Consider the following 23,817-nt stretch of genomic DNA (forward strand, 5'->3'; position numbering starts at 1 on the left):
GCGCCGGTTCCTGCACGGTCTCGACCGCGAGGTCTCCGCCTTCGGGGGCGGGCTGCTGGATTATCGGCGGCCCCGCCACCAACGGCGGTGTGCCGATCGGCTGGGACGACGTCGACCCCGACCAGGCCTACGCCGGGCTCCTCCGCGCCCACGAGCTCGGGGTGACGCTGTTCGACACCGCCGACGTCTACGGCCTTGGCCGGTCCGAGCGGCTGCTCGGCCGACTCGTCCGCGACATCGGGCGGGACGGGCTGGTGCTGTCGAGCAAGGTCGGCTACTTCGCCGGGACCGCACGGCACCCGTATCAGCCTGAGCAGATCCGCCGCCAGTTCGACACCACCCTGGACAACCTCGGCACCGACCACCTGAACCTGTATTTCCTGCACAGTACCGACTTCGGCCCCGACGACGAGTACCTGCCGGGGGCGGTCGCCGCGCTGCGGGAGCTGCGCGAGCAGGGCATGATCGACGCGATCGGGCTGTGCGCACCCCACACCTTCGCCCTTGAATGGGCGGACGGCACCGGACCGCGGGCCGCAGAGACCGGCCGCTGGTTACGGCTGTTCGACCAGGTCCGGCCCGATGTCATGACCGTGCGATACAACCTGCTCAGCCCCCGCTACCCCGCGCAGGAGACCGACATCTTCACCTTCGCACGCCACCACCAGGTCGGCGTGCTCATCAAGCAGGCCCTCGGCCAGGGCCTGATCCTGCGCGACCCGAACCGCTCACCCCGGGGGTTCAGCCCCGCCGATCACCGCAGCCGCGACCGCGACTTCCAGCCCACCGCCCTCGCCGAGATCGACCGGCGGCTGGCCCCGCTGCGCGGCCGGTTCGGCACCAGCCCGGCCGCGCTGGCCCGCATCGCCCTGGGCTACGCGCTGCGGCACGCGCCCGACGCCGCCGTGCTGGTCGGCTTCCGCGACGCCGACCAGATCACCACCACCCTCACCAGCCTGGACACCCCGCTCCACCCGGACGAGGTCGTCGAGATCACCGCACTGCTCCACCCCGACACACACGACGAGAGGACGCCCGCCCGTGCAGTACATCGAGGTTGAGAAGAAGTTCGCCCTGCCCGACCCGACCGCACTCAAGGCCAAGCTCGAAGCACTCGGCGCCAAGCCCTCCGAGGCGACCCACCAGATCGACGCCTACTTCAACGCCCCGCACCGCGACTTCACCGCCCCCGAAGCGATCTCAGAGTGGCTGCGGGTGCGCACCGAGGCCCGCGGCTCGTCGGTCAACTTCAAGCGCTGGCACCCGATCAACGAGCTGATCAAGACCCACGCAGACGAGTACGAGACCAAGGTCGACGACGTCGAAGCCATCCGCCGCCTCCTCGAAGCACTCGACTTCAAGCCGCTGGTCACCGTCGACAAGACCCGCGAGGAGTGGAAGCTGCCCGAGATCGAGATCGTGTTCGACCACGTCATCGGCGCAGGACACTTCGTCGAGTTCGAGTACAAGGCCGACGCCGCCACCGTCGAGGACGCCACCGAGCGACTGGCGCAGTTCATCGCCTCCGTCGGCGTGCCACTCGGCGAGCCGATCAACCGGGGCTACCCGCACATCCTCCTCGGCCGCCAGCACTGACACAGCCGCACTGGCGAAGCCCCAGATGCGGGGGACCACTCGAACGAGTGGTCCCCCGCATGTTGCCCGAGCTGAACCAGGACCGCACACCGGTCAGCCACAACGTTGACCGTGTTGGGTAGGGAACGAACCAGGCAAAGCGACAGGTCCGTATGGCAGCTGTGCCAGAGCCTGAGACGGACGACCCAACAGCAAGTCCGTGGGACAACTACGTCAACGTCTCGGCGGTGCGGGCGTAAGACGGCTCCGGCGTCAGTTGAAAGGGCGCGGGCTCGCTGGGGCAGAATATCGACGTGGCGTCAGGCGATCTCGGTTCTTGGGCGGCTGTCGGTAACTCGGCGGGAAGGGCGGTGGTGGCCGCGGAGGTCGCGCGGTGGCCTGCGGCGGAAGTCGCGGAGGCGGTGGTGGCGGCCGGGGGTGCCGCTGCCTGCTTGCGGTCCGCCGACGAGTGGCGGGTTCATCCGCAAGGCAAGGCCGTGGCCGCTGAGCCGCTCATGGCCATCGAGCGGATCGGTGACGCGCCCGCGCGTCCGTTGCCGCCCGCTGATCGGCCGTTGGCGGGTGTCCGGGTGCTTGACCTCACCCACGTCATCGCGGGCCCCGCCTGCGGGCGGGTTCTCGCCGCCCATGGTGCCGATGTCCTGCACGTTGGCGCCGCGCGGTTGCCGACGGTGTTTCCGCTGGTGGTGGACCACGGGTTTGGCAAGCGGACGTGCCATCTCGATCTGCGGGCCGAGGAGAACCGGGCCACTCTGCGCGGTCTGCTCGCCGACGCCGATGTCATGGTGCAGTCGTTTCGGCCGGATACCTTGGCGGCCAAGGGGTTCGGGCCCGCCGACCTGCCGCCCGGCGTCATCCTGGTGAGTATCTCCGCCTATGGCCACAGTGGACCGTGGCGGAATCGGCGCGGGTTCGACAGCCTGGTCCAACTCGCCACCGGCATCGCCCAGGACTCAGGGGATCGGCTGGTCTCGCTGCCCGCGCAAGCGCTTGACCACGCCACCGGCTGGCTTGCCGCGGCCGCTGTCATGACCGCGTTGCGCCGTCGGGCCGTCGAGGGCGGGACCTGGCACGTGCGACTCTCGTTGGCCAGGACGGCGCGCTGGTTCGATGACCTCGGCCGGGTGGAATCGGTGGAGGTTCCAGGTTTCGCCGATCCGTATCTGTCTGATATGGACAGTGATTTCGGCGTTGTTAGGCACGTGCGGTGTCCAGGTGGGCTGCCCGGATCGCCGCCGGGGTACGGGCATGGTCCCCGTACTCCCGGCAGCGACCCGGCGGCCTGGTGGTGACCTACTTCAGCTTGTAGGCCCGCACGATCGTCTGCTCGACCGTGCCGCCGCGGCCGTCGGACGCCTTGGCCCGCAGCGACACCGACTTCGCGCCCGCCGGGTGGTGCAGCAGCACCACCGAGTTGGCCACGACCGTCGCCTTGCGCCAGGTCGCGCCCTCGTCGAAGGACACGTCGACCGACAGTCCACGGGGGATCGCGGTCGACCCGTTCTCCCGCTGCAGCGTCACCGGCAACGCGAACGCCCGACCGCCGGGCGCGCTGTTGGTCGCGTCCAGGTTGGCGTGGAACCGCACCGTCGACAGTGGCACCGTCGTGTCGCCCTTCGCGGACTCGAAGGTCCACGCCGCCGACATCTTGGTGCTGACGTCGTACCGGGCGGGCCGGACCACGTCGGTGGTGAGCCGGTAGCGGCCCCGCTCAGCGGGCACCTCGAACTCACCGTAGCCCGGGACGTCGCTCTCACCGATCTTCACGCCGTCGCGGTACAGAGTGGTGTTGGCCGACTCGGTGATCATGTATCCCGAGTTGCCCCCGCCGTCGCCGAACAGGCTGATCCGGAAACCCAGCCTATTCTCGTACCGGATGCCCGGCGAGTAGCCGGTGTCCGGCATCGCCGGTCCGTAGATCCCGACGTTCATCCTTTCCTGGTACGTGCGGTTCGCGCGGTAGTCCCGCCACGGCGAGGTGTAGGCACCGTCGATTCGCATGGGGTCCGGGGTGGTCATCAAGATTTCGCCCGACCAGCGCATGCCGTCAGTGGTGAGGTGCTCGGTGATCGTCGTGGGGATCGTCGTCCGCCGGACCCTGGCCCACCCGCCGCCCTCGCCCGAGGTCGGCCTCGGAAACACCAACCGCTCGACGGCCTCGTGGTCACCCGCCGCCCGGCCCACCTCGGTGCGCACGGTGGCGAGGTCCTGCTGCCGCACCTGCTTGACCCAGCCGGTCGGGATCGATCCGCCCTGCGACCAGGCCAGGCCGTAGAACGCGTCGGTCGTCTCCCAACTGGTGTTGACGGTCCAGGTCAGCTGGTCGGTAGGCATCGCCGGGCCCACCTGGCCGGTGTGCACGCGGCGTGGATCCGAGCTGATGACGCCGATCCCGACGAAGCCGTGCGCTGTCTTGATCACGTACTCCTCCGACGCCAGCGTCGGCGTCGCCTCGACCGGCGGGGTGATCTGCAGCGGCTTGGTGGCCCTGGCGTCGGCCACGACCTCGGTGTCCTTGGTCAGGTCGACGCCCAGGTGCACCAGGTGGTGCGCACTCGCGTCGTCGGAGATGAAGCTGTCGATCAGGTACTTGCCCTTGGGCACGCGCTTGGTGAACACGCCGTCGACCGGGCGCAGGAAGTCGACGGTACCGCTGTCCATGCCGACGAGCAGGCCGCCCACCGAGTTGCTCGGCTTGCCGTCCGGACCGAGGTAGGTGATCTTGAGCTGGTAGCTCTCGACCTCACGGTTCACCGCGACGGGCGTACGGACCGCGACCTCGCCCGCCTTGGCCGTCAGCGAGCCGGAGTAGACGCCGTCAACCGTGCCCATCCGGGTGTCGGCCGTGACGCGGATGGTCGCCGTCCCGCCCGCGGGGACCTCGATCCTGTTCTGCGACAACGTGAACATCCCGGCGGGCGCGGGCTTGCCCTGCGGGTCGGCGACGTCGAGCGTCAGGTCGAAGGTGACCGCCTGGTCGCTGTCGTTGCGGTAGGCGAGGTCTTTGGTCACCGGCTGGTCGTCGTCGTGCGGCCACTGCTGCAGCCCGAGGCTGACCGAGGTCGGCTCGGTGACGATGTTCTGCGCCAGGGCCTTCGGCACGTCGATCCGGCCGGACCCCTGGTCGAAGGCGCCTGCCCCAGCCGTGGGCCGCGCGGACGCGGTGAGCGCCGCCTTGATTCGGGCGCCAGTCCACTGTGGATTCTTCTGGGCGAGCAGCGCCGCGGCGCCCGCGACGTGCGGGGTGGCCATGGACGTTCCGGACAGCGCCACGTAGCCGGGTTCGACGGGGTTGCCGATGACACCCTCGGCCGCCTTGGCCGCGGCGATCTCCGAGCCCGGCGCGGTGACGTCCGGCTTGACCGCGCTGTCGCCGATCCGCGGGCCCCGGCTGGAGAAGAACGACACCGAGTCGTCCCGCTCGACCGAGCCGACGGTGAGCGCCGCGTCCGCGCTGCCGGGGGAGCCGACCGAACTCGCCGACGGGCCCGAGTTGCCCGCCGCCACCACGAACAGGGTGCCGTGCTCGGCGGAGAGCCGGTTCAGCGCCGCTTCCACCGGATCGATGTCCGGGGTGTCCTCGCCGCCCAGGCTCAGGTTGACGATGTCGGCGCCCTGCTCGACCGCCCACTCCATCCCCGCGATGATCCACGAGTCCAGGCCGTAGCCCTGGTCGTTGAGCACCTTGCCGTCGAGCAGTCGCGCGCCGTCGGCGACGCCGCGGTACTTCGCGCCGCCACCGGCGATGATCGAGCCGACATGCGTGCCGTGGCCGACCCGGTCGACCGCGTCGGCGCTGTCGGTGAAGTTGCGCTCGCCGACCTCGCGCGCGGCCAGGTCGGGATGGGTCTGGTCGACACCGGTGTCGAGCACCGCCACCTTGACGCCCGCGCCGGTCAGCCCGGCCTGCCACGCCTGCGGCGCGCCGATCTGGGCCGCGCTGCGGTCGAGCGTCGCCTTGCGCTTGCCATCGAGCCAGACCTTCCCGCCGCGCGTGAGGGTCTGCCATCCGCTCGCCAGCGCGGACTTGTCCGCGCTCACCGCTCGGGCCTTGGCCGCGGGCAGTTCCCGCATGGTCCGCATCCCGGTCGGCGCCTGCCCGGTGATGATCAGCGGCAGGTCGGCGCGGGTGTCGTCGTACCCGGCGTCGAGCAGGCCGGTGACGTCGAACAGGCGCCGGTCGAGCGTGCCGTCGGCGACGAGACTCATGGCGTCGGCGGGAATGACGGTCAGGTGACCGCCGGTCTTCTGGGTTCGGAACTGAATTCGTTCCCGGCCTTTGCCGGGAATCAAGGATGGTGCCCGGCCGCCGTCGGGGACGACCACCCGGTCGCCGGTGATCAGCGTGACCGAACGGGATTTGGTCGGTGTGGCGGTCTTGGTTGGTTCGGCTTGCGCTGGAGCGGTGCCCGCGAGCACCAGCCCCAGGGCGGTGAGGAAGGAGAATGTCCGTTTCATCTGTGGCGTCAGCCCCCACTAATCCGCAAAAAGAACAGGACATGAGGGCGAACAAGGGAAATCCCCAGAATCCAACCCCCAGTTCTTCCGAAGGTAATGATCAACGGGGGGCGGCGCAAGGAAGATGATCTTGACTCGGGACGTTCACTCGAATGGCCGTGATCGTTCGTGCGGGCTGGGCCGTTCGGGGTTAGCGTGGCAGCCCGATCCCGAGTAAAGGAGGTTCGTCATGGTCTTCCGCGACAACCCGTGGCCCGCGGGTACTCCGTGCTGGGTCGACCTGGGCACCGACGTCGAGCGAGCGGTCTCCTTCTACACCGGCCTGTTCGGGTGGGATATCCAGGTCGGCGGCGAGGAGGTCGGCGGGTACGGGCAGGCGTTCCTCGACGGCAAGGTCGTCGCCGGGTTCGGTCCGCTGCAGGACCCGAGCCAGCCCACCGCGTGGACGACCTACCTGGCATCGGCCGACCTCGACGGCGATGCCGCGAAGGTCAAGGGCGCGGGCGGACAGATCGTCGTGGACCCGATGGACATCATGGAGTTCGGCAGGATGTTCATCGCCGTCGACCCGACCGGGGCCATGTTCGGCGTGTGGGAGGCGGGCACGCACTACGGCGTGCAACTGACCAACGAGCCGGGTTCGCTGAGCTGGAACGAACACCTCAGCGGCGACCTTGAGGCGGCCAAAGACTTCTACGCCAAGGTCTTCGGATACAGCTACGACGAGGTCGGCGGCCCGTTGTCCTACGTCACGTTCTCGCTCACCGAGGGCGGCGACGCGGTCGGCGGCATGGGCGCGTCCGGTGTCGGTTCGTGGGGGACGTACTTCAACGTCGCCGACACCGACGCCGCGGCCGCCTTGGTCGAGGAACTCGGCGGCAGGGTCATCGACGCGCCGGAGTCGACGCCGTTCGGCCGGATGGCCACCGTCGCCGACGACCAAGGCGCGATCTTCAAGTTGATCGCCGACGTGCCCGCGCGGTAACGCGCCAGGACGGTGCCCGGGTGTCGCCGGGTGGTGCCGATGCGCGTCGGCGCCACCCGGCGGTCCGACCACCGGCTGAGCCGGTTGCCCCGGTCGGGGTCTGACGGGTCAGCCGCGGCGCCACCAGCGGCGCTTGGGTGCGGCCAACATTCCTTGGGCGGTCGCCCATTGTTCGAATTGTGCGGCATCGTCTCGGTAGCGGGTGCCCTCCAGACGGGGGTGAATGCGCGCGTACTCGTCGAATAAGGGGCGATAGCGGTCGCCCAGGTCGCCCGCCGTCTCCGGAATCAGCCGCGCGACCACCCGACGCCGTTTCGCCAGCAGCGCCGCCGCCTCGACGCGCACCGCCCGTTCGTCGAATCCCGAAGGAATGGGCCCGTCCGCCAGCACCGCCCGCAGCAGGTCCGCCTGGGCGGCGGCGAGACGGTCACGGGGTTCGCTCACGCTGTCTCCGCTAGTACCGCGCGGATCGCGTCGAGTTCGGCCTTCAGTGCCGCGTCGGTCGGGTAGAAGTCGTCGCGTTCGAGCAGCACCCCCGGCGGCCGGACCCGGGTGCACAGCTCACGCAGTAGGTCGAGCACGCCAGGCGGCACCGGGTGCGCGTGGGTGTCGTGATAGACCCCGTCCGTCTCCATCCCGCCCGCGACGTGCACATACGCCACCTGGTCCAGCGGCAGTCCGTCGAGCAGCAGGGTTGGGTCCTGGCCGAGGTTGAGCGCGTTGGCCCACATGTTCGCCACGTCGATCAGCAGCAGGCAGCCGGTCCGCTCGACCAGCTCGGTGAGGAACCGCGCCTCGGTCAGCTCCGCCGCGGGCCATTCGATCAGCGCGGCGATGTTCTCCAGCGCCAGCGGCACCCCCAGCGCCGCTTGAGCCGTCTTGACGTTGGCCACCAGCACGTCCAGTGCGTCGCGGGTGCGGGGGACCGGCATCAGATGACCAGAGTCGAGGCCGCCCGCGCGCACGAAACACACATGGTCGCTGGCCAGCGGCGCGTCCAGCGCGTCGGCCACCGCCGCGAGATGGTCGATCCGGGCGCCGTCGACCGGGTCGGCGCCGCCCAGCGACAGCGAGACGGCGTGGGGGAGGACGGGGATCCCGCGGTCCCGAAGGATCCGCAGCGACTCCGGGAGGTTGTCGTGGTGCACGTTCTCCGCGACCACCTCGACGAAGTCGACCCCCGGCATCCGCTCGACGGTCAGATCTATCTCCGACCGCCAGCCGATGCCTACCCCGAGCTCACCCACGCCACCCACTGTCTCATCCCCCGCAGCCACCGCCACCGCCACCGCAGCCACCGCCACAGCTGCTGCTGCTGCCACCGCCGCCGTCGCCACCCGACGACGAGGAACCGCCGTCGTGGCTGGACCGATGTGACGCCATCGCGGTGTTGATCTCCTCGTCCGGGTGGGCGCCAAGACCGCTGAACGCCACGATCCCGACGACGCCGGCCGCACCCAGCAACGCCGCTTCTTCACTGGGCACCCTGCGGCCGTTCGGCTTGGCCTCGCGGAGCACGCGTTCCCCCGCGTAGGTCCGGGTCGGCACCGGCATGCGGTACACCAGAACCATGGCCAGGCCGGTCGCCAGCAGCGCCAGCGACAGCCAGCCGATCGGCCGTCCGTCGGATATCCCGTTGATCCACCGCGCCGCGCCCACTACGAAGAGCACAGCCAGCGGCAGGGCACCCCATCGTGCCCGCGCCGCCGCCTCGCCGACCAGCAACCCCTTGCGCACCAGGGAATCCCCGACGCCGGTGACGGCGTCAACCCTGCTGACCTTGTCGACGAGCAAGTGAATCGCGCGGTCCCCGTACCGCTTGACATCCGACAGGACGGCCATGTCGACGGGATCGGCGGACGTGGACCCCTCGACCACGCTCACCGATCCCTTGCGGCTCGGCCGGATCCTGCCCTGGTCGATCAACCTGGCGATGGCCGTCTCCACGACGCGCCGCGCGCCGCCCGCCAGGTACGCCAGCTCGTGCATCGAGAGCTGACCAGGCCGGATCGTCCCGCCTGTCGGCCGCGTGTCGGCGGATCCCGTACGGACCATGATCCGTACCGCCAACGCGAACAACAGGGCGAAGAAGAACACGACCAGATAGATCCTCAGGAACTCAGGTCCCGAGAGTCCCCACGGCTCGTTCATTGCCCACCCCCTTCGTCAGTCACCCTGACAAGGCAGATGGTTCTGGGTGTGTGACCGCGCGCACAAGCAGGCTTGACCAAGATTTAGGCAAGCCGTGGGTGAGATTTAGGCTTCTTGAGCCGGACTTGAGGTGTCCTCGTCCGGGACCAGCGTCAGCGAGATCGAGTTGATGCAGTAGCGCTGGTCGGTCGGGGTCGGGTAGCCCTCGCCCTCGAAGACGTGGCCGAGGTGGCTGTGGCAGCTGCCGCACAGGACCTCGGTGCGCACCATGCCGAACTCGCGGTCCTCCCGCAGGATGACGCTCTCGCCCGCCAGCGGCGAGAAGAACGACGGCCAGCCGCAGTGCGACTCGAACTTGGTGTCGCTGCGGAACAGCTCGGCGCCGCAGGCCCGGCACCGGTAGACCCCGACGGTCTTGGTTTCGGTGTACTCGCCGGTCCACGCGGGCTCGGTCCCGGCCTTGCGCAGCACCGCGAACTCGCGCGGGTCCAGTTGCGCGCGCCATTCCTGTTCGGACTTGACGACCCTAGGGGTCGCGCCGACAACGGGTTTCACCGGAAATCGCTCCTGACTTCTCTGGTGCGGTTGGGCGCTCAGGCGAACAGCGTGGTGAGGATGAACACCAGCGTGTCCCACACGGCGATGATGACCCCGAGCATGATCAGCGCGACCAGGATGCCCGCGGTGAGCCTGCGGTGTCCGCCGAGCCGGTTGGCCGCGTCGGCGAAGTCGCCGACGCCGCCGATGTAGCCCTCGACGGTGAAGCCGGGGCGCACCCGCTGGACCCGGTCGAGGTGCTCGGCGAACGCCCTGGCCTCGGGGTCGTCGGGGTCCAAACCGATCAGGTCGTCGGCGAATCGGCCCTGCGGGCCCGGCTGCGGGGCCGGTGGCGTCGGAGGGCGCGGGTCATCATCGGGCATGCCGAAGGAACCGGTCGCGACCATATGTCCACGGTAACCTGGTCGACCCTTACCTGTCGCCCAGCGGGCGCTCGTCGAGGTCGGCCGAGTCGGCTTTGAGGTGGACGAACGAGGTGAATCCCCACTCCTCCAGCCTGCCGAGTTGGGCGCCGAACTTGCCGCGCCTGCGGATCGGGGACACGGTGCGACCCGTGCCGCGCAGCGTGCGCGCCGCCCCGGTGACCGCGGGCAGCGCGACGTCGGCCTCATAGAGGACCGCGACGCGCTCGCCGGGGGCCTGGCCGCCGAGCAGGTCGACGATGCGCTCGAAGCCGATGGAGAAGCCGCACGCGGGCACGTCGCGGCCCAGCGACCGGCCGATGAGCCGGTCGTAGCGCCCGCCGCCCGCCACCGAGCCCGACGAGCCGGGGTGCACGATCTCGAAGATCTGGCCGGTGTAGTAGCCCATGCCGCGCACCAGCGTCGGGTCGAACTCCCAGCTGATCGGGCGGGTCTCACCGAGCGCGCGCAGGGCGTCGGCGGTGGCGGACAGGTCGGCGATGACCTCGTCGGCCAGACCGGGGACCGACGCCGACAGCTGATCGCCCAACTTGGCGGAGTCGATGCCCTGGAGGCTGGTGATGCTCGCCTGGAGCTGGTCGACCCGGTCGCCGTCGAGGCCCCGGCCCGCCAACTCGGCGCGCACGCCGTCCCACCCGACCTTGTCGAGCTTGTCGAGGGTGATGAACAGGCCGGTCCACTCCTCTTCCGGCAGGCCCGCGCCCGCGGCCAGCGCGGACAGGAAGCGCCGGTCGGAGACCCGGACGGTGGTCCCGTCGAGGCCGACGGCGGCCAGCGCCTCGGTGGTGGCCTCGATCAGCTCGACCTCGGCCAGGACGCTTTCCTCGCCGAGCATGTCGATGTCGCACTGGTAGAACTGCCGGTAGCGGCCCTTCTGCGGCCGCTCGGCCCGCCAGACCGGGCCGAACTGGAACGAGCGGAACGGCTGGGGCAGCGTGGCCTGGTTGTTGCCGTAGAAGCGGGTCAGCGGGACCGTGAGGTCGTAGCGCAAACCGAGGTCGACCAGCTCACCCAGCGTGGTTTCGGCGGACACCGTCTCGTCCAGGCCGCGGCGCAGGATCCGGTAGATCAGCTTCTCGTTCTCGCCGCCCTGGCCGCCGGTCAGCCGCTCGATGTTCTCCAGCGCGGGGGTCTCGATGCGCTGGTAGCCGAACCGGTGGTAGACCTCGGTGATCTGGGCCAGGACATGATCGCGCACGGCGACGGTCGCGGGCAGCAGGTCACGGGTGCCCCTCGCGGGGCTGTTGTCGATCTTCACCGGGTTCCTCAGGTCGAGCGGTCGCTGACCCGCAGTACGGTACCGGGACTGGCCGAAGCCGCGCGCGCGCGTTGTCCTTCGCCGTAGGCTGTGGTCGTGGCGACTGAGGCCGTGGAGATCAAGGTCGGCGAGCGAGCCGTTCGAGTGTCCAATCCGGACAAGGTGTACTTCGCCGAACTGGGGCTGACCAAGCGCCAGATCGTCGAGTACTTCCTGTCGGTGGGCGACGGCATCCTGGGCGCGCTGCGCGACCGCCCGACCACCCTGGAACGCTGGCCGGGCGGCGTCTTCGAAGGCGCCAAACTGTCCACCAGAGCCGACCACCGGGGCGACGCTTTCTATCAGAAACGCATCCCCAAGGGCGCGCCGGACTACGTCGAGACCGCCCGGATCGCCTTCCCCAGCGGCAGGCCCGCCGACGAGGTGTGCCCGACGGAACTGGCGGTGGTGGCGTGGGCGGCCAACCTGGGCACCCTGACGTTCCACCCCTGGCCGGTCAGCCGGGCCGATGTGGACCGGCCAGACCAGCTGCGCATCGACCTCGACCCCCAGCCCGGCACCGACTTCTCGGACGCGGTCCGGGTGGCCTTCGAGGTCCGCGCCCTGCTGGCGTCGATGGGCATCACGGCGTTCCCGAAGACCTCCGGCGGCCGTGGGCTGCATCTTTATGTGCCGATCGAGCCCCGCTGGACCTTCGTCGAGGCCCGCCGCGCCCTGATCGCGCTGGGTCGGGAGATGGAACGGCGGATGCCGGACCAGGTCACGGTCAAGTGGTGGAAGGAGGAGCGTGGGCAGCGGATCTTCATCGACTACAACCAGATGGCCCGCGACCGCACGATCGCCTCGGCCTACTCCATTCGCCCTACTCAGCGCGCCCTCGTCTCGGCGCCGGTGACCTGGGATGAGGTGGGTGACGCACACCCGCAGGACTTCTCGGTGCTCACCATGCCGGAGCGGTTCGCCCAGGTCGGCGATCTCCACGCGGGGGTGGCGACCGAGGCGTATTCGCTGGAGCCGCTGATCGAGCTGGTCGAACGCGACCAGCGCGACCACGACCTCGGCGACATGCCGTATCCCCCGGAGTATCCGAAGATGGCGGGCGAACCCAAGCGGGTCCAGCCTTCCAAGGCCCGCGACGACACCTGACAGCGGTCGAAGGCTTTCGTCAGTGTGGTTCCGCGAGACGTTCGGCGATGTGGCCATTGGCGACCATCGCCGCTGACGAATTCGCCGATTACACTGACAGGGGGCGAAAGGAGACCGCGATGCCGGGTTCTTACCTAGTGCGCTATGTCGGCGGTCCCCTCGACGGCCGGGTCGACACGCTCGACGCCTCGCCGGAGACTCCCAAGTCCACGGTCACCCATGTGCATCTGCACGGCGGGCCCAAGATCGTGCACCATTACGACCTGCACTACGCCGTCGAGTACGGCTGCGAGTATCGGCTGCGGGAACACTGACGTCCTATGTGGACGGTGTGGCGAGCTCGCCGATGATGAGCAGGCACAACTCGCAGCGCGACGCGGCGGGTTCGTCGGCGGCCAGATCCGGTGGGGCGGCGTGGGTGCAGGAGGCGCGGTAGTGCTGGTGGGCCAAGCGGGCGCCCGGGGCCACCGGGAACGCGTGCAGCGCGCCGTCGTAACAGCTTCGCCACCACAGGTACCGCACGGTCATCTCGGCAACCTAAGTCCGTCGCTGCCAGACGGCATCCGGTGACGTCCGTTCGGGTGTCGCCTGGGTGGGGTCGACTGGGCTGTCGGTCCCTGCGGGCACACTACGCCCGGACTTCAGCGAAGGGGAGGACCTCGATGGCGAGGGTAGTGGCGCTGTCCGCCGAGGACATCGAGCGGATCGGCGCGGACCTGGCGGCGGGCAAGGCGGCGACGGTGTGGTTCACCGCCGCCGCCGTCGGGGTCACGGCGGGCCAGTCGGCCAAGGTCACCGGGTTCGCCGAGCCCGCGGAAGGCGACTTCATCCAGGTCCGCCCGACTGGATCCCGCGACGAGCTCTCGTTCTCGCCGGCGGAGTTGACGCTGGTCAAGCCCGCGCCGAGGCCCAAGCCCGCAGCGCTGAAACCCGCGCCGGAGCTGGTGCCGGAGGTGGTCATGGGACTGGAACCCGGGGCTGAGGCGCCCACTCCCCGCCGCCGAGAACCCGCGCGCAAGCCGACTGAGGTGACTGTGACCCTGCACTCGACCATGGAGGGCGAGTGGACTGTCGACGTCTTGGTCGGCAAAAAGCGCACGGTGCGGTGGATGCCGGTCTCGGCAGGCGACGTCGCCAAGGCGGCCAGGTCGCTGCCCCCGGAGGTCGGGGAGGCGATCGGGACAGCGTTGGAAGCGGCCAAGAACCGGCAGACGGCGCGGGTCGAGCAGCTCAAGGCTGAGCTTGAGGCGGCGCAGCGGGCGTTGCGGGACTTGGGCTAGGTGTCTCGCGAGAGTGGGCTCGTTCGTGCTTCGACAGCTGGGGTCGCTCCCTCGTTTTTCAGCGTCTTATCCGGAAACAGCGATGTCAATGGCGCCTGCGGCGTCGCTGCGCGATCAGCGGAGCTGACCATTGACATCGCTGTTTCCGGATAAGGGATTGCCGGGACGAGGGTGCAGGGGGAAGAACAGGGACCTATCGGTCTCCTCAAAGAGCGTGGCTAGGGCGGGCAGACGGTGCCGTTGCGCGGCAGGGTGCCTCCGGTGAAGAAGGCCGTGACAGCCTCCGTGGCACACGCCGACACTCCAAAAGCCCCGTGGCCCGCGCCCTGCCAGGACACCAGCACCGCCGACGTGAGCTGCTGAGCGGCCCGTTCCGTGCCCGAGTGCGGCGTAACCGCATCAGTTGCCGTGGACAGCACGACCATCGGCGGCGCGGAGGCAGCCTGCGGCTGGGTGACCGGGTGAGACGCGACCGGCCACGGGCTGCACACCGCCAGCCACTGCGCGATCAGGCCGCCGAACACCGGATACCGGGTGTTCCAGTCCTTCGCGGTGGCCGAAAGCTGCGCGGTTGAGAGCCTGCCGCGCGTGTCGTTGCACCTGGTCACGAGCGTGCCGTCATACGTCGCGGGCAGCTCGTCGGTCTCCTGGACCACCGGGTTGGCGAAGGCTGCCAAGCCATCCGTGTCGCCGCCGCGCGCGTCGGCGATGGCCTTGGACAGCGCGGGCCAGGACTGACGGTCGTGCAAGGCCGCGAGCACCGCACGCAGGACGACGCCGGGCGCGAGCGGGAAGTCGGGCAGTGCCAGTACTTCGCTCAGCGCCTGTCGAGCGTTGGCGCCAAGTTCGCACGCGCGGCGGGCGCAATCCTCGGCGAAGGCGCTGAACGCGGCGTCCGCGCCCTCGGCGACGCCGACCATGGCGACGACCGGGTCCTCGTTCGGGTCCGGCAGGCCGTCGAGCACCATCCGGCCGACCTTGTCGGGGAAGCGCTCGGCGAACACCGACAGCACCCGAGAGCCCTCGCCGTGGCCGATCGCGTGCAGGTGGGCCATGCCGAGGGCGACCCGGGTGGACTCGATGTCGGCCGCGGTGCGCCAGGTGTCTATCGCGGGGAGGCGCGACTCCAGCGTCAGGGTGCACTGCTGGCCCGCGGTCCTTGCCAGGTCGACCAGCGGCTCGACGTCGCCGGAGCGCGGGTCCAGGTCGACCAGCTTGGCGCGGACCTCCTCGGGCACGCACCGCACGGCGTCGGAGTTTCCGGTGCCGCGCCGGTCCAGGCCGACCAGCGAGTATTGGTTGAGGAAGTCGGCGGGCAGGCTCATGGCGAGCCGGACGGCGTAGAGGGTGCCGGGCAGGCCGTCGACGTCGTTGACCACGACGAGCGGGACGGGCCCGGTGCCCACGCGCAGCACCTGCATCCGCATGTTGCCCCGGCCCGGCGCGTAGGGGGAGTCGAGGACGCCGCTGACCCGGCCGCAGTCGATCTTCAACGCGGCGGGCGGCGCCAGTTTGGCGAGCCGGTCGGTGATCTCCGGTCCGCACGGCACCCACCGCATCAGCGAGTTCTTGGGCTCGTCGAGCGGCGGCAGCGGTCGGGGGCCGCTCGCGGTGGTGGCGGGTGGGACCTGGTCGCCGTCGTTGACCACGATCGCCGGTCGGGCCGACGGTCCGGCCGCGCAGGAGGCGAGCAGGGCCATCGGCAGCAGCCACGACAGCCGTCTCACGCCTTCGTCCTCCCCTGTCCGCCTACCGTTCGCCAGAGTGCCGGCTACCAGGTGAGACCGCCGTGAACGCTCAGACGTAGGATGAATTTTGGGCGAGAGGAGCTGGGCTGTGGTTGTCGCGCACGTGGAACGAGCTGGTCGGTCGCCGCTGACGTGGATCGCCTCGGCGGTGGCCGGGACACCGCGGCTCGTGGGTTCCATCCCGCCGACCGCGCAGGTGTTGCTCGGCATCGTCAGCGTCCAGGTCGGCGCCGCGTTCGCCAAGCAGCTGTTCAGCGTGGCGGGCTCGTCGGGCGTGGTCACCCTGCGGCTGGTGTTCGCCGCGGCGGTACTGCTGCTGATCTGGCGCCCCTCCTGGCCCGCAAAACGGGACCTGCCGGTCATCCTCAGCTACGGCGTGGTCCTCGCGACGATGAACGTCCTGTTCTACCTGTCGCTGGAGCGGATCCCGCTGGGGATCGCGGTGACGGTCGAGTTCCTCGGCCCGCTGGCCGTCGCGCTGCTCGGCTCCCGCAGGATCCTCGACGTCCTGTGGGCCCTGCTCGCGGCGGGCGGCGTGGTTCTGCTGGCCCAGTCGACCGTCGGCGCCGACACCGTGGGCCTGCTGTTCGCCTTGGGCGCCGGCGTCTGTTGGGCGGCCTACATCCTGCTCAGCGCGGCCCTGGGCAGCCGGTCCAGCGACGGCTCCGGTCTGGCCCTGGCCATGGCCTGCGCGGGCCTGGTCGCCGCCCCGTTCGGCATCGCCGACGCCGGGTCGGCGCTGCTGTCGCCGACGGTGCTGGTGGTCGGCCTCGGCGTGGCGCTGATGTCGTCGGTGATTCCGTACTCGCTGGAGCTGGAAGCCCTGCGCAAGATCCCTCCGCGCGTGTTCGGCGTCCTGATGAGCATGGAACCCGCCGTCGCCGCCGTCGCGGGCCTCTTGGTGCTCAGCGAGGCCCTGACTCCGCTGCAGTGGGTCGCCATCTGCTGCGTCGTGGCGGCCTCAGCGGGCGCGACCAGAACAGCCCGGCCCGACGTCTAGTGCTGTGGTCACAGCACTAGCGGGCGCGGACCTCGCCTCTTAGGACTGAGGCCAGGTCGTAGCGGGCCGGTTCCTCCAGCTGCTCATACGTGCAGGACGAAGGCTCGCGGTCCGGGCGCCAGCGCTGGAACTGGGCGGTGTGCCGGAAGCGGCTCGGATAGCCGCCTTCGGTGTGCTCGTAGGCGACCTCCACGACCCGTTCCAGCCGCAGCGGGACCCAGGGCTGCTCGGTCGTGCGCCACCGGCTGACCGCGCCCGGCTTGCGCGTCGCCTCGGCCTCGTGCCACTTCGCCCACGGGTGGTCCTCGGCGCCGTCGCGCATCAGGTCGGCGAGTTCGACGGCGAGTTCGCGGCGGCGGGCGGCGGGGAACGAGCCGACGACGCCGACGTGGTTGAGGCCGCCGGTGTTGTCGTAGAGGCCGAGCATCAGCGAGCCGACCGCCTCGCCGGGCTCGGTGTCCTTGTACCAGCGCAGGCCCGCCACCACGCAGTCCGCGGTGCGCGAGTGCTTGAACTTGAGCATCGTGCGCTTGTTCGGCGTGTACGGGCCGTCGGCGGGCTTGCCCATGACGCCGTCGAGGCCCGCGCCCTCGAATATCTCGAACCACTGGCGGGCCAGGTCGGAGCTGGTCGTGGCCGGGGTGAGGTGCACCGAGTCGGTCACCGTCAGCAGGTCCTCAAGCCTGCGCCGCCGCTCGACGCCGGGGGTGTCGAGGAGCAGGTCGTCGCCGAGGGCGAGGACGTCGAAGGCGATGAAGCGCGACGGGGTGGTCTCCGACAGCATCTTCACCCGGCTCGCGGCGGGGTGGATGCGCTCGGCGAGCTTGTCGAAGTCGAGCCTGCCGTCGATGTCGACGACGAGTTCCCCGTCGACCACCACCCGCTCCGGCAGCGCCGCGCGCAGGGCGATCTCGGCCTCGGGGAAGTAGCGGTTGAGCGGCTTACCCGAGCGCGACTGCAATGTCACCTCGTCGCCGTCGCGGAACACCAGGCAGCGGAAACCGTCCCATTTGGGCTCGAACACCAGGCTCGCGTCGTCCGGGATGGACTTGACGGCCTTGGCGAGCATCGGCTGGACCGGCGGGGTCAGTGGGAGGGCCACGAACCCCATCCTGCCCGTTCCGAGCGTTCTCCGCCGCTACGCCGCGCCGCCCCTGCGGTACCTCAGCATGAGGAAGCCGTCCTCGGCCAGCACGGATGCCAGCTCCATCCGCGCGGGCGCGACAGGTGGGGCGCCGACGGCGATGCGGCGTTCCCGGCCGCCCGCGAGCAGCGGCGCCACTGTCAGACAGAGCTGGTCGACGAGGTCGGCGGCGATCAGGTCGCCGAACAGGGTCGGCCCGCCTTCACAGCTCACCCGGCGCAGGCCGCGGTCGGACAGCGCGGCCAGCGCGGCGGCCAGGTCCACCCGGTCGTCGCCCGCGACGACGACGTCGGCGCCCGCGTCGACCAGCGCCGCGCGCCGGGTCGTCGGGGCCGACTCGGTGGTGACGACGATCGGCGGGACGAGCGTGTCGGTCAGCAGCGGCGAGTCCGGGCCGATGGAGCACCGGCCGGTGACGACCGCGATCGGCGGCACGGCACTGAGGCCCAGCGCCGTGCGGCGGCGGGTACGGACCTCGGTGCGCTTGACGCCGCGGTAGCCCTCGTCGCGGGCGGTGCCCCAGCCGACCAGTACCACGTCGGCGAGGTCGCGGCCGAGGGCGAAGATCCGCTTGTCGGCGGGGCTGGACAGGCCTGCCGACTTGCCGTCCACGGCGACCGCGCCGTCGGCGCTGCTGACGAAGTTGACCTGCGTCCACGCCCGGTCCAGCCCGTCCGGATAGGCGTAGAGCGCTTCGAGTTCGGTGTCATCCACCACACCGACTTCGGTCTGACCTGGGGAAACCCGGTCTACGGGCCACAACCTGTGCACCGCACCATCCCAGCACGCCACTACGCTGCCCGTCATGCCCGCCAGCCTGCTCGCCCGCGCCCCCGAGATCGGCGCGGAGGAGTTGATCGCCACGATGGCGCCGCCGCCCCGCTTCGGGGGCGTCCGGTTCGACACCTATTTCCCCAATCCGGCGGAGCCGAGCCAGGCCGCCGCGGTGCGGGACTGCGCGGCGTTCGCCGAGCGGGTCGGCGCCCGGCAGGAGAAGTCACTCTTCCAGCGGATGTTCGGCGGCAAGGCCGAGGCAGGCCGCCCGGGGCTCTACCTCGACGGCGGGTTCGGCGTCGGCAAGACCCACCTGCTCGCCTCGATCTGGCATGCCGTGCCCGGCCCCAAGGCGTACGGCACGTTCGTGGAGCTGACCCACCTGGTCGGCGCGCTGGGCTTCACCCAGGCCGTCGAGCGGCTCAGCACGCACCGGCTGCTGGCCATCGACGAGTTCGAACTCGACGACCCCGGCGACACCATGCTCGTCACCCGACTGCTCGCCCAGCTGACCGACGCGGGCGTGCACGTGGCGGCCACGTCGAACACGCTGCCGGACAAGCTGGGGGAGGGACGCTTCGCCGCGGACGACTTCCTGCGCGAGATCCAGGCGCTGTCGGCGCGGTTCTCCGTCGTGCGCGTCGACGGTCCCGACTACCGCCACCGCGGCCTGCCGGACGCGCCCGCCCCTCTGTCCGATGTGGACCTCGACGCGAGCGCGGCCGGGCTGGAGGGCTCGACCATCGACGACTTCGACGGGCTGTGCGACCACTTGGCCGCCCTGCACCCGTCGCGCTACGGCAAGCTGGTCGACGGGGTCGCCGCGGTGCACCTGCGCGGCGTGCATCCCCTGGAATACCAGGACGTCGCCCTGCGCGTGGTCTCCTTCGCCGACCGGCTCTACGACCGGGCCATCCCCGTGGTCGTGTCCGGCGCCCCGGTCTCGGCGCTGTTCACCGACGAGATGCTGCGCGGCGGCTACCGCAAGAAGTACCTGCGCGCGGTCAGCAGGCTCGTCGCCCTGTCGCGGGACGCGGCCACGGCGTCCTAGTGTCCCGAGTCGGGGGTTCGGCGCCAGATCCGGTGATCCGCGTGGTGGCTGGGCGTGCCGTGCGGAAGGTCGTAGTACCGGGTTGTACTTGGCCTTTTCGCGCGGTGCGGCCAGGCGCCGCGCGGGCGCCGGAGGTGGTGTCGAACCCCCGACTCGGGACACTAGCGGCGGTGGTTGCCGCCGCGCTGGGACTTGTCGATCAACGCCCATACCGACACTCCGGAGCTGGTCTCGGCCGACCGGCTGGGCTTGCTCGGCTCGGGGCGCTCGCGCAGCTCTTGGCGGACCTGGTCGTAGATGGGTGTGTCGGTCACCAGCATCCTCTCGTCAGCTTCCCCCCGCGCACACGCACCGTACGCCTGGGGCTCTGTGACGCCACGGGGTGGTCCCTTCGCTACATCAGGTGACGTAGCCGGGTGAATTGGCTACCGTGCGGTGTTTCCGCTGGCCGCGGGCACCGTCCGTGGATCGCCCACAGGCTTGGCGACGGCGTCGATCACCGCGGCCACGATGATCACCACCGCGACGCCCCAGAACAGTGACCCAAGCGTGTCCGAGAGGTAGTGGTACTTGGCGCCGATGATCGCCCAGGCGCCGATGCCGACCAGTCCGAGCGCGGTCGCGCCCGCGCCCAGCGTCGCTTTGAGCCGCCGTCCCGGTGCGGCGTTGGCGGCCACCACCAGGGTGATCACCGCGAGGATCGAGACCAGCGTCGTTGTGTGCCCGCTCGGATAGGCGAGGTAGCCGTCGTGGGTGCGGGCGAAGAACGGCTTGAGGAGCCAGGTGTTGAGCCCGGCGGCCAACACCGGCCCGAGCACGGCCAGCAGGGCGATGCGCGGGCGGCGATGCCACAGCGCGATGCCGACGACGAGCGTGATCACCGCGATCATGACCGCAGGGTTGGTGCTGACCGTCAGCGGCGTGACGATGTCGCGGCGCAGCCAGAACACGTCGAACGCCACCTGGTCGACCGGCCCGGCGTCGGTGTTGCCCGCGACCTCCGCGCCCAGCGCGCCGACGACGATCAGGCACGGCACCACCATGGCCAGTGCCGGACGGAGCAGGTGCGCGGGCAGCAGGCGACGCCGTTCGAGAACCACCCAGCCACTATGCCCGACAAACAGTTCGCGTCGGCCAGGGTCGTTAGGTCACCATCTGCGACATGGGACACCTCGACGCCGCCGGACTCTCCTACACCCTGCCCGACGGCCGGGTGCTGTTCCGCGACGCCGGTCTGCGGGTGGGCGCGGGTCAGGTCGTGGCGGTTGTCGGGGAGAACGGGGCGGGCAAGAGCACCCTGCTGCGGCTGCTCAGCGGCGAGTTGACCTCACCGGACGGAGGGGTTTCGGTGCAGGGCGGACTCGCGGTCATGCCGCAGTTCGTCGGCTCGGTGCGCGACGACCGGTCGGTGCGCGACCTGCTGCTGGCCGTCGCGCCCGCCCCGCTGCGCGCGGCCGCTTTGGCGGTGGACCAAGCCGAGCTGGCGATGATGGAGACCGATGACGAGCCCACCCAGCTGCGTTATGCGACCGCTCTGGCCGATTACGACGAGGCGGGCGGGTACATCGCGGAAGTCCTCTGGGACACGGTGACCGTGGCGGCTTTGGGGGTCGGCTACGAGAAGGCCCGGTTCCGCGAGGTCCGGACGCTGTCGGGCGGCGAGCAGAAGCGGCTGGTCCTGGAGGCGTTGCTGCGTGGCCGGGAACAGGTTCTTTTGCTCGATGAGCCCGACAACTACCTCGACGTGCCGGGCAAGCGGTGGCTCGAAGCCCAGCTGGCTGAGACCGCGAAGGCGGTGTTGCTGGTCAGCCACGATCGTGAGCTGTTGAACCAGGTCGCGACTCATGTGGTGACTGTGGAGGCGGGGACTTCGTGGACCCATCCTGCGGGCTTCGCGTCGTGGCACGACGCGAGGGAGACGCGCTGGGAGAAGGTCGCCGAACTGCAGCGGCGGTGGGATGAGGAACACGAGAAGCTCAAGGAACTTGTTCGGCTGATGCACCGTGCCGCGATCGTCAACGACGGCATGGCGAGTCGGTACCGGGCGGCGCAGACTCGGCTGCGCAAGTTCGAGGAAGCGGGGCCGCCGCCGACGCCGCCGCGACCGCAGAAGGTCAAGCCTCGGCTGATCGGTGGGCGGACGGGTATCCGGGCGATCACGTGCGCGGACCTGGAGCTGACCGGGCTGATGAAGCCGTTCGACGTTGAGGTGTTCTTCGCTGACCGGTTGGCGGTGCTGGGGTCCAACGGGTCAGGGAAGAGTCACTTCTTGCGGTTGCTGTCTGATGTGGACAGTGTGCGGCATTCGGGGGTGTGTCGGTTGGGGGCTCGGGTGGTGCCTGGGTTGTTCGCACAGACCCATGATCATCCTGAGTGGATCGGCCGGACGCTTGTCGACATCCTGTGGCATGGGGACGGCGACCGTGGCGGTCTCGACCGGGGTGGCGCGGCTTCGGTATTGAGCCGGTATGGGTTGGCGGCGGCGGGGGAGCAGCGGTTCGAGACGCTGTCGGGCGGGCAGCAGGCCAGGTTCCAGATCCTGCTGCTCGAACTGGGCGGGGCCACGCTGTTGCTGTTGGACGAGCCCACGGACAACCTCGACCTGCACTCGGCCGAAGCACTGCAGGACGCGCTGGAGGCGTTCGAGGGCACCGTCGTGGCGGTGACGCATGACCGGTGGTTCGCGCGATCTTTCAACCGCTTCCTGGTGTTCCGCTCGGACGGCGAGGTCGTGGAGACCCCACAGCCGGTGTGGGACGAGACGCGGGTGAAGCGGGCGCGGTGATCGGCGGGCTCCGGTGCGGGCCTGCCGGGTGGTTTGGCGCGCAGGTCGAAGTCCAACAGTGGATCCCGTCCGGCCGAGAGCCCTCGCTGCCCGGCCGGACGGTCGCTTTAGTGCGTCACGAGCTCCGCGATCGCGTCGACGCCCTTGTCGATCTCCTCTTCGGTGATCACCAGTGGCGGCGCGACGCGCAGGGTCGTGTCGTGGGTTTCCTTGCACAGCACGCCCCGGTCCATCAGGCCCTGGGACGCCAGGCGGCCAGAGGGGCCGCCGGGGGCGATCTCGACACCGGCCCACAGGCCGCGGCCGCGAACCTCGGCCACCCCGCGTCCGACCAGTTCGCCGAGGCGGGCGTGGAGGTGGGCGCCGAGGGTCTTCGAGCGTTCCTGGAATTCGCCGGTGGCGAGGAGTTTCACCACGGCCCGGCCGACGGCGCAGGCCAGGGGGTTGCCGCCGAAGGTGGAGCCGTGTTCGCCGGGCTTGAGGACGCCGAGCACGTCACCCCGGCCGACGACCGCCGACACCGGGAGGATGCCGCCGCCGAGGGCCTTGCCGAGGGTGTACAGATCCGCGCGGACGCCCTCGTGGTCCAGCGCGAACAGGGTGCCCGTGCGGGCCAGGCCGGACTGGATCTCGTCGGCGATGAAGAGGACGTTGTGCTGGTCGCACAGCGCGCGGACCTCGCGCAGGTAGCCCGACGGCGGGGCCAGCACGCCTGCCTCGCCCTGGATGGGTTCAACCAGGATGGCGGCGGTGCGGTCGGTGATCGCGGCCTCCAGCGCCTGGGTGTCGCCGTACTTGGCCACCGTGAAGCCGGGCGTGAACGGCCCGAAGTCCTTGCGGGCCACCTCGTCGGTCGAGAACGAGATGATCGTGGTGGTCCGGCCGTGGAAGTTGGAGCCCGCGACGATGATCTCCGCGGTGTTCTCCGGCACACCCTTGACCTGGTAGGCCCACTTGCGGGCGACCTTGAGCGCCGACTCGACGGCCTCGGCGCCGGAGTTCATCGGCAGCACGAGGTCGGTGCCGGTCAGTTCGGCCAGTTCCTGGCAGAAGAGGCCGAGCTGATCGTGGTGGAACGCGCGGCTGGTGAGGGTCAGTTTGCCGAGCTGCTCGGTGGCCGCGGCGATGAGCGCCGGGTGGCGGTGGCCGAAGTTCAGCGCCGAGTATCCGGCGAGGAAGTCGAGGTAGCGGCGACCGTGCACATCGGTCACCCAGGCCCCCTCGGCCTCGGCGATCACCACGGGCAGCGGGTGGTAGTTGTGCGTGCTCCAGCGCTCGTCGAGGGCGATGAAGTCGGCCGCCGAACGCGGCTCGGCTGCGGTGGTGGAGGGGGCAGTCGGGGTCATGCCCCCAGGCTAAGGGGGCAAGACGTCGGATTCATCCGGTGAGTGTTGCTTCCCACGCCGATCTGTTGCGCCATTCGCAGGAACTTCGGTGGTTTGTTGCGCCAGCGGAAGATGC

The 23,817-nt window shown here is 70.2% G+C and carries 24 protein-coding genes; 10 read left to right on the top strand and 14 right to left on the bottom strand.

Annotation, left to right across the window (positions count from 1 at the left end; translation table 11 throughout):
• The first annotated feature begins 89 nt into the window (after positions 1 to 89).
• The 3 genes from BN1701_RS04310 (at position 90) to BN1701_RS04320 (ending at position 2,888) form a co-directional block, all read left to right on the top strand.
• Positions 90 to 1,061 (top strand): aldo/keto reductase, encoded by a 972-nt coding sequence (locus tag BN1701_RS04310; RefSeq protein ID WP_054045703.1) that lies wholly within the window; start codon positions 90 to 92, stop codon positions 1,059 to 1,061.
• Positions 1,042 to 1,596: a class IV adenylate cyclase gene (gene cyaB, locus BN1701_RS04315; protein WP_054045705.1), complete on the top strand. Its 555-nt coding sequence runs from the start codon at positions 1,042 to 1,044 to the stop codon at positions 1,594 to 1,596. Before BN1701_RS04310 ends, cyaB begins: the two co-directional genes overlap by 20 nt.
• A 353-nt stretch (positions 1,597 to 1,949) precedes the next feature.
• A complete protein-coding gene (locus BN1701_RS04320; protein ID WP_231949480.1) occupies positions 1,950 to 2,888 on the top strand; it encodes a CoA transferase in 939 nt (312 codons plus the stop codon).
• Between the two features lies 1 nt (position 2,889).
• Here BN1701_RS04320 and BN1701_RS04325 read toward each other — a convergent pair whose 3' ends face one another.
• A complete protein-coding gene (locus tag BN1701_RS04325) occupies positions 2,890 to 6,054 on the bottom strand; it encodes a S8 family peptidase (protein ID WP_054045709.1) in 3,165 nt (1,054 codons plus the stop codon).
• 229 nt (positions 6,055 to 6,283) lie between these two features.
• On the opposite strand from BN1701_RS04325, the gene BN1701_RS04330 reads away from it, so the two are divergent.
• Complete coding sequence (locus BN1701_RS04330; RefSeq protein ID WP_054045710.1) at positions 6,284 to 7,039, top strand: VOC family protein; 756 nt, start codon at positions 6,284 to 6,286, stop codon at positions 7,037 to 7,039.
• Between the two features lie 108 nt (positions 7,040 to 7,147).
• Here BN1701_RS04330 and BN1701_RS04335 read toward each other — a convergent pair whose 3' ends face one another.
• The 6 genes from BN1701_RS04335 to hisS all read right to left on the bottom strand — a co-directional run bounded on the left by BN1701_RS04335 (position 7,148) and on the right by hisS (position 11,428).
• Positions 7,148 to 7,483, bottom strand: coding sequence for a hypothetical protein (locus BN1701_RS04335; protein WP_054045712.1), 336 nt, complete (start codon positions 7,481 to 7,483; stop codon positions 7,148 to 7,150).
• Positions 7,480 to 8,286, bottom strand: a complete 807-nt coding sequence (locus BN1701_RS04340) for a DUF692 domain-containing protein (protein WP_054055607.1) — start codon at positions 8,284 to 8,286, stop codon at positions 7,480 to 7,482. Before BN1701_RS04340 ends, BN1701_RS04335 begins: the two co-directional genes overlap by 4 nt.
• A 13-nt stretch (positions 8,287 to 8,299) precedes the next feature.
• A complete protein-coding gene (locus BN1701_RS04345) occupies positions 8,300 to 9,190 on the bottom strand; it encodes a TIGR04222 domain-containing membrane protein (protein WP_054045714.1) in 891 nt (296 codons plus the stop codon).
• Between the two features lie 105 nt (positions 9,191 to 9,295).
• A complete protein-coding gene (gene msrB, locus BN1701_RS04350) occupies positions 9,296 to 9,745 on the bottom strand; it encodes a peptide-methionine (R)-S-oxide reductase MsrB (RefSeq protein WP_054045716.1) in 450 nt (149 codons plus the stop codon).
• Between the two features lie 38 nt (positions 9,746 to 9,783).
• The gene (locus BN1701_RS04355; RefSeq protein ID WP_054055608.1) at positions 9,784 to 10,110 is read right to left on the bottom strand and encodes a hypothetical protein; all 327 of its coding nucleotides are present in this window, start codon (positions 10,108 to 10,110) and stop codon (positions 9,784 to 9,786) included.
• A gap of 49 nt (positions 10,111 to 10,159) precedes the next feature.
• Positions 10,160 to 11,428: a histidine--tRNA ligase gene (gene hisS / locus BN1701_RS04360; RefSeq protein WP_054045719.1), complete on the bottom strand. Its 1,269-nt coding sequence runs from the start codon at positions 11,426 to 11,428 to the stop codon at positions 10,160 to 10,162.
• Between the two features lie 96 nt (positions 11,429 to 11,524).
• Here hisS and ligD point away from each other — a divergent pair, with 96 nt between their 5' ends.
• Both ligD and BN1701_RS04370 read left to right on the top strand, forming a co-directional pair.
• Positions 11,525 to 12,574 (top strand): non-homologous end-joining DNA ligase, encoded by a 1,050-nt coding sequence (ligD, locus tag BN1701_RS04365; RefSeq protein ID WP_054055609.1) that lies wholly within the window; start codon positions 11,525 to 11,527, stop codon positions 12,572 to 12,574.
• A 119-nt stretch (positions 12,575 to 12,693) separates the two neighbouring features.
• Complete coding sequence (locus BN1701_RS04370) at positions 12,694 to 12,888, top strand: hypothetical protein (protein WP_054055610.1); 195 nt, start codon at positions 12,694 to 12,696, stop codon at positions 12,886 to 12,888.
• 4 nt (positions 12,889 to 12,892) lie between these two features.
• On the opposite strand, the gene BN1701_RS04375 is transcribed toward BN1701_RS04370, so the two are convergent.
• The gene (locus tag BN1701_RS04375) at positions 12,893 to 13,102 is read right to left on the bottom strand and encodes a hypothetical protein (protein WP_054045721.1); all 210 of its coding nucleotides are present in this window, start codon (positions 13,100 to 13,102) and stop codon (positions 12,893 to 12,895) included.
• A gap of 134 nt (positions 13,103 to 13,236) precedes the next feature.
• Here BN1701_RS04375 and BN1701_RS04380 point away from each other — a divergent pair, with 134 nt between their 5' ends.
• Positions 13,237 to 13,854: a DUF6319 family protein gene (locus BN1701_RS04380; protein ID WP_054045723.1), complete on the top strand. Its 618-nt coding sequence runs from the start codon at positions 13,237 to 13,239 to the stop codon at positions 13,852 to 13,854.
• A gap of 218 nt (positions 13,855 to 14,072) precedes the next feature.
• Here the strand turns inward: BN1701_RS04380 and BN1701_RS04385 are convergent, their stop codons facing one another.
• Positions 14,073 to 15,581: an alpha/beta hydrolase gene (locus tag BN1701_RS04385; RefSeq protein WP_054045725.1), complete on the bottom strand. Its 1,509-nt coding sequence runs from the start codon at positions 15,579 to 15,581 to the stop codon at positions 14,073 to 14,075.
• A gap of 109 nt (positions 15,582 to 15,690) precedes the next feature.
• Between BN1701_RS04385 and BN1701_RS04390 the strand changes: the two genes are divergently transcribed.
• Positions 15,691 to 16,602 carry a DMT family transporter gene (locus BN1701_RS04390; protein WP_054045727.1) on the top strand — a complete coding sequence of 304 codons (912 nt, stop codon included), beginning with the start codon at positions 15,691 to 15,693 and terminating at the stop codon, positions 16,600 to 16,602.
• Positions 16,603 to 16,618: 16 nt separating this feature from the next.
• Here the strand turns inward: BN1701_RS04390 and BN1701_RS04395 are convergent, their stop codons facing one another.
• Together BN1701_RS04395 and BN1701_RS04400 are read right to left on the bottom strand one after the other, a co-directional pair.
• The gene (locus tag BN1701_RS04395; RefSeq protein ID WP_054045729.1) at positions 16,619 to 17,713 is read right to left on the bottom strand and encodes an ATP-dependent DNA ligase; all 1,095 of its coding nucleotides are present in this window, start codon (positions 17,711 to 17,713) and stop codon (positions 16,619 to 16,621) included.
• Positions 17,714 to 17,740: 27 nt separating this feature from the next.
• Entirely contained in the window at positions 17,741 to 18,553 is an 813-nt protein-coding gene (locus BN1701_RS04400) for a pyrimidine reductase family protein (RefSeq protein WP_082860260.1), read from the bottom strand.
• On the opposite strand from BN1701_RS04400, the gene zapE reads away from it, so the two are divergent.
• Complete coding sequence (zapE, locus tag BN1701_RS04405; protein ID WP_054045734.1) at positions 18,552 to 19,571, top strand: cell division protein ZapE; 1,020 nt, start codon at positions 18,552 to 18,554, stop codon at positions 19,569 to 19,571. The genes BN1701_RS04400 and zapE overlap by 2 nt on opposite strands.
• A gap of 161 nt (positions 19,572 to 19,732) precedes the next feature.
• On the opposite strand, the gene BN1701_RS35230 is transcribed toward zapE, so the two are convergent.
• Both BN1701_RS35230 and BN1701_RS04410 read right to left on the bottom strand, forming a co-directional pair.
• Positions 19,733 to 19,885 (bottom strand): hypothetical protein, encoded by a 153-nt coding sequence (locus tag BN1701_RS35230; RefSeq protein ID WP_157367759.1) that lies wholly within the window; start codon positions 19,883 to 19,885, stop codon positions 19,733 to 19,735.
• A 111-nt stretch (positions 19,886 to 19,996) separates the two neighbouring features.
• Positions 19,997 to 20,671, bottom strand: a complete 675-nt coding sequence (locus BN1701_RS04410; protein ID WP_054045735.1) for a phosphatase PAP2 family protein — start codon at positions 20,669 to 20,671, stop codon at positions 19,997 to 19,999.
• A 62-nt stretch (positions 20,672 to 20,733) separates the two neighbouring features.
• Here BN1701_RS04410 and BN1701_RS04415 point away from each other — a divergent pair, with 62 nt between their 5' ends.
• A complete protein-coding gene (locus tag BN1701_RS04415) occupies positions 20,734 to 22,356 on the top strand; it encodes an ATP-binding cassette domain-containing protein (RefSeq protein WP_054045737.1) in 1,623 nt (540 codons plus the stop codon).
• A gap of 107 nt (positions 22,357 to 22,463) precedes the next feature.
• Here the strand turns inward: BN1701_RS04415 and rocD are convergent, their stop codons facing one another.
• On the bottom strand, positions 22,464 to 23,702 hold the full coding sequence (gene rocD / locus BN1701_RS04420) for an ornithine--oxo-acid transaminase (RefSeq protein ID WP_054045739.1): 1,239 nt from the start codon (positions 23,700 to 23,702) through the stop codon (positions 22,464 to 22,466).
• Positions 23,703 to 23,817 lie beyond the last annotated feature (115 nt).

This window comes from Alloactinosynnema sp. L-07 (assembly GCF_900070365.1).
Classification (GTDB): domain Bacteria; phylum Actinomycetota; class Actinomycetes; order Mycobacteriales; family Pseudonocardiaceae; genus Actinokineospora.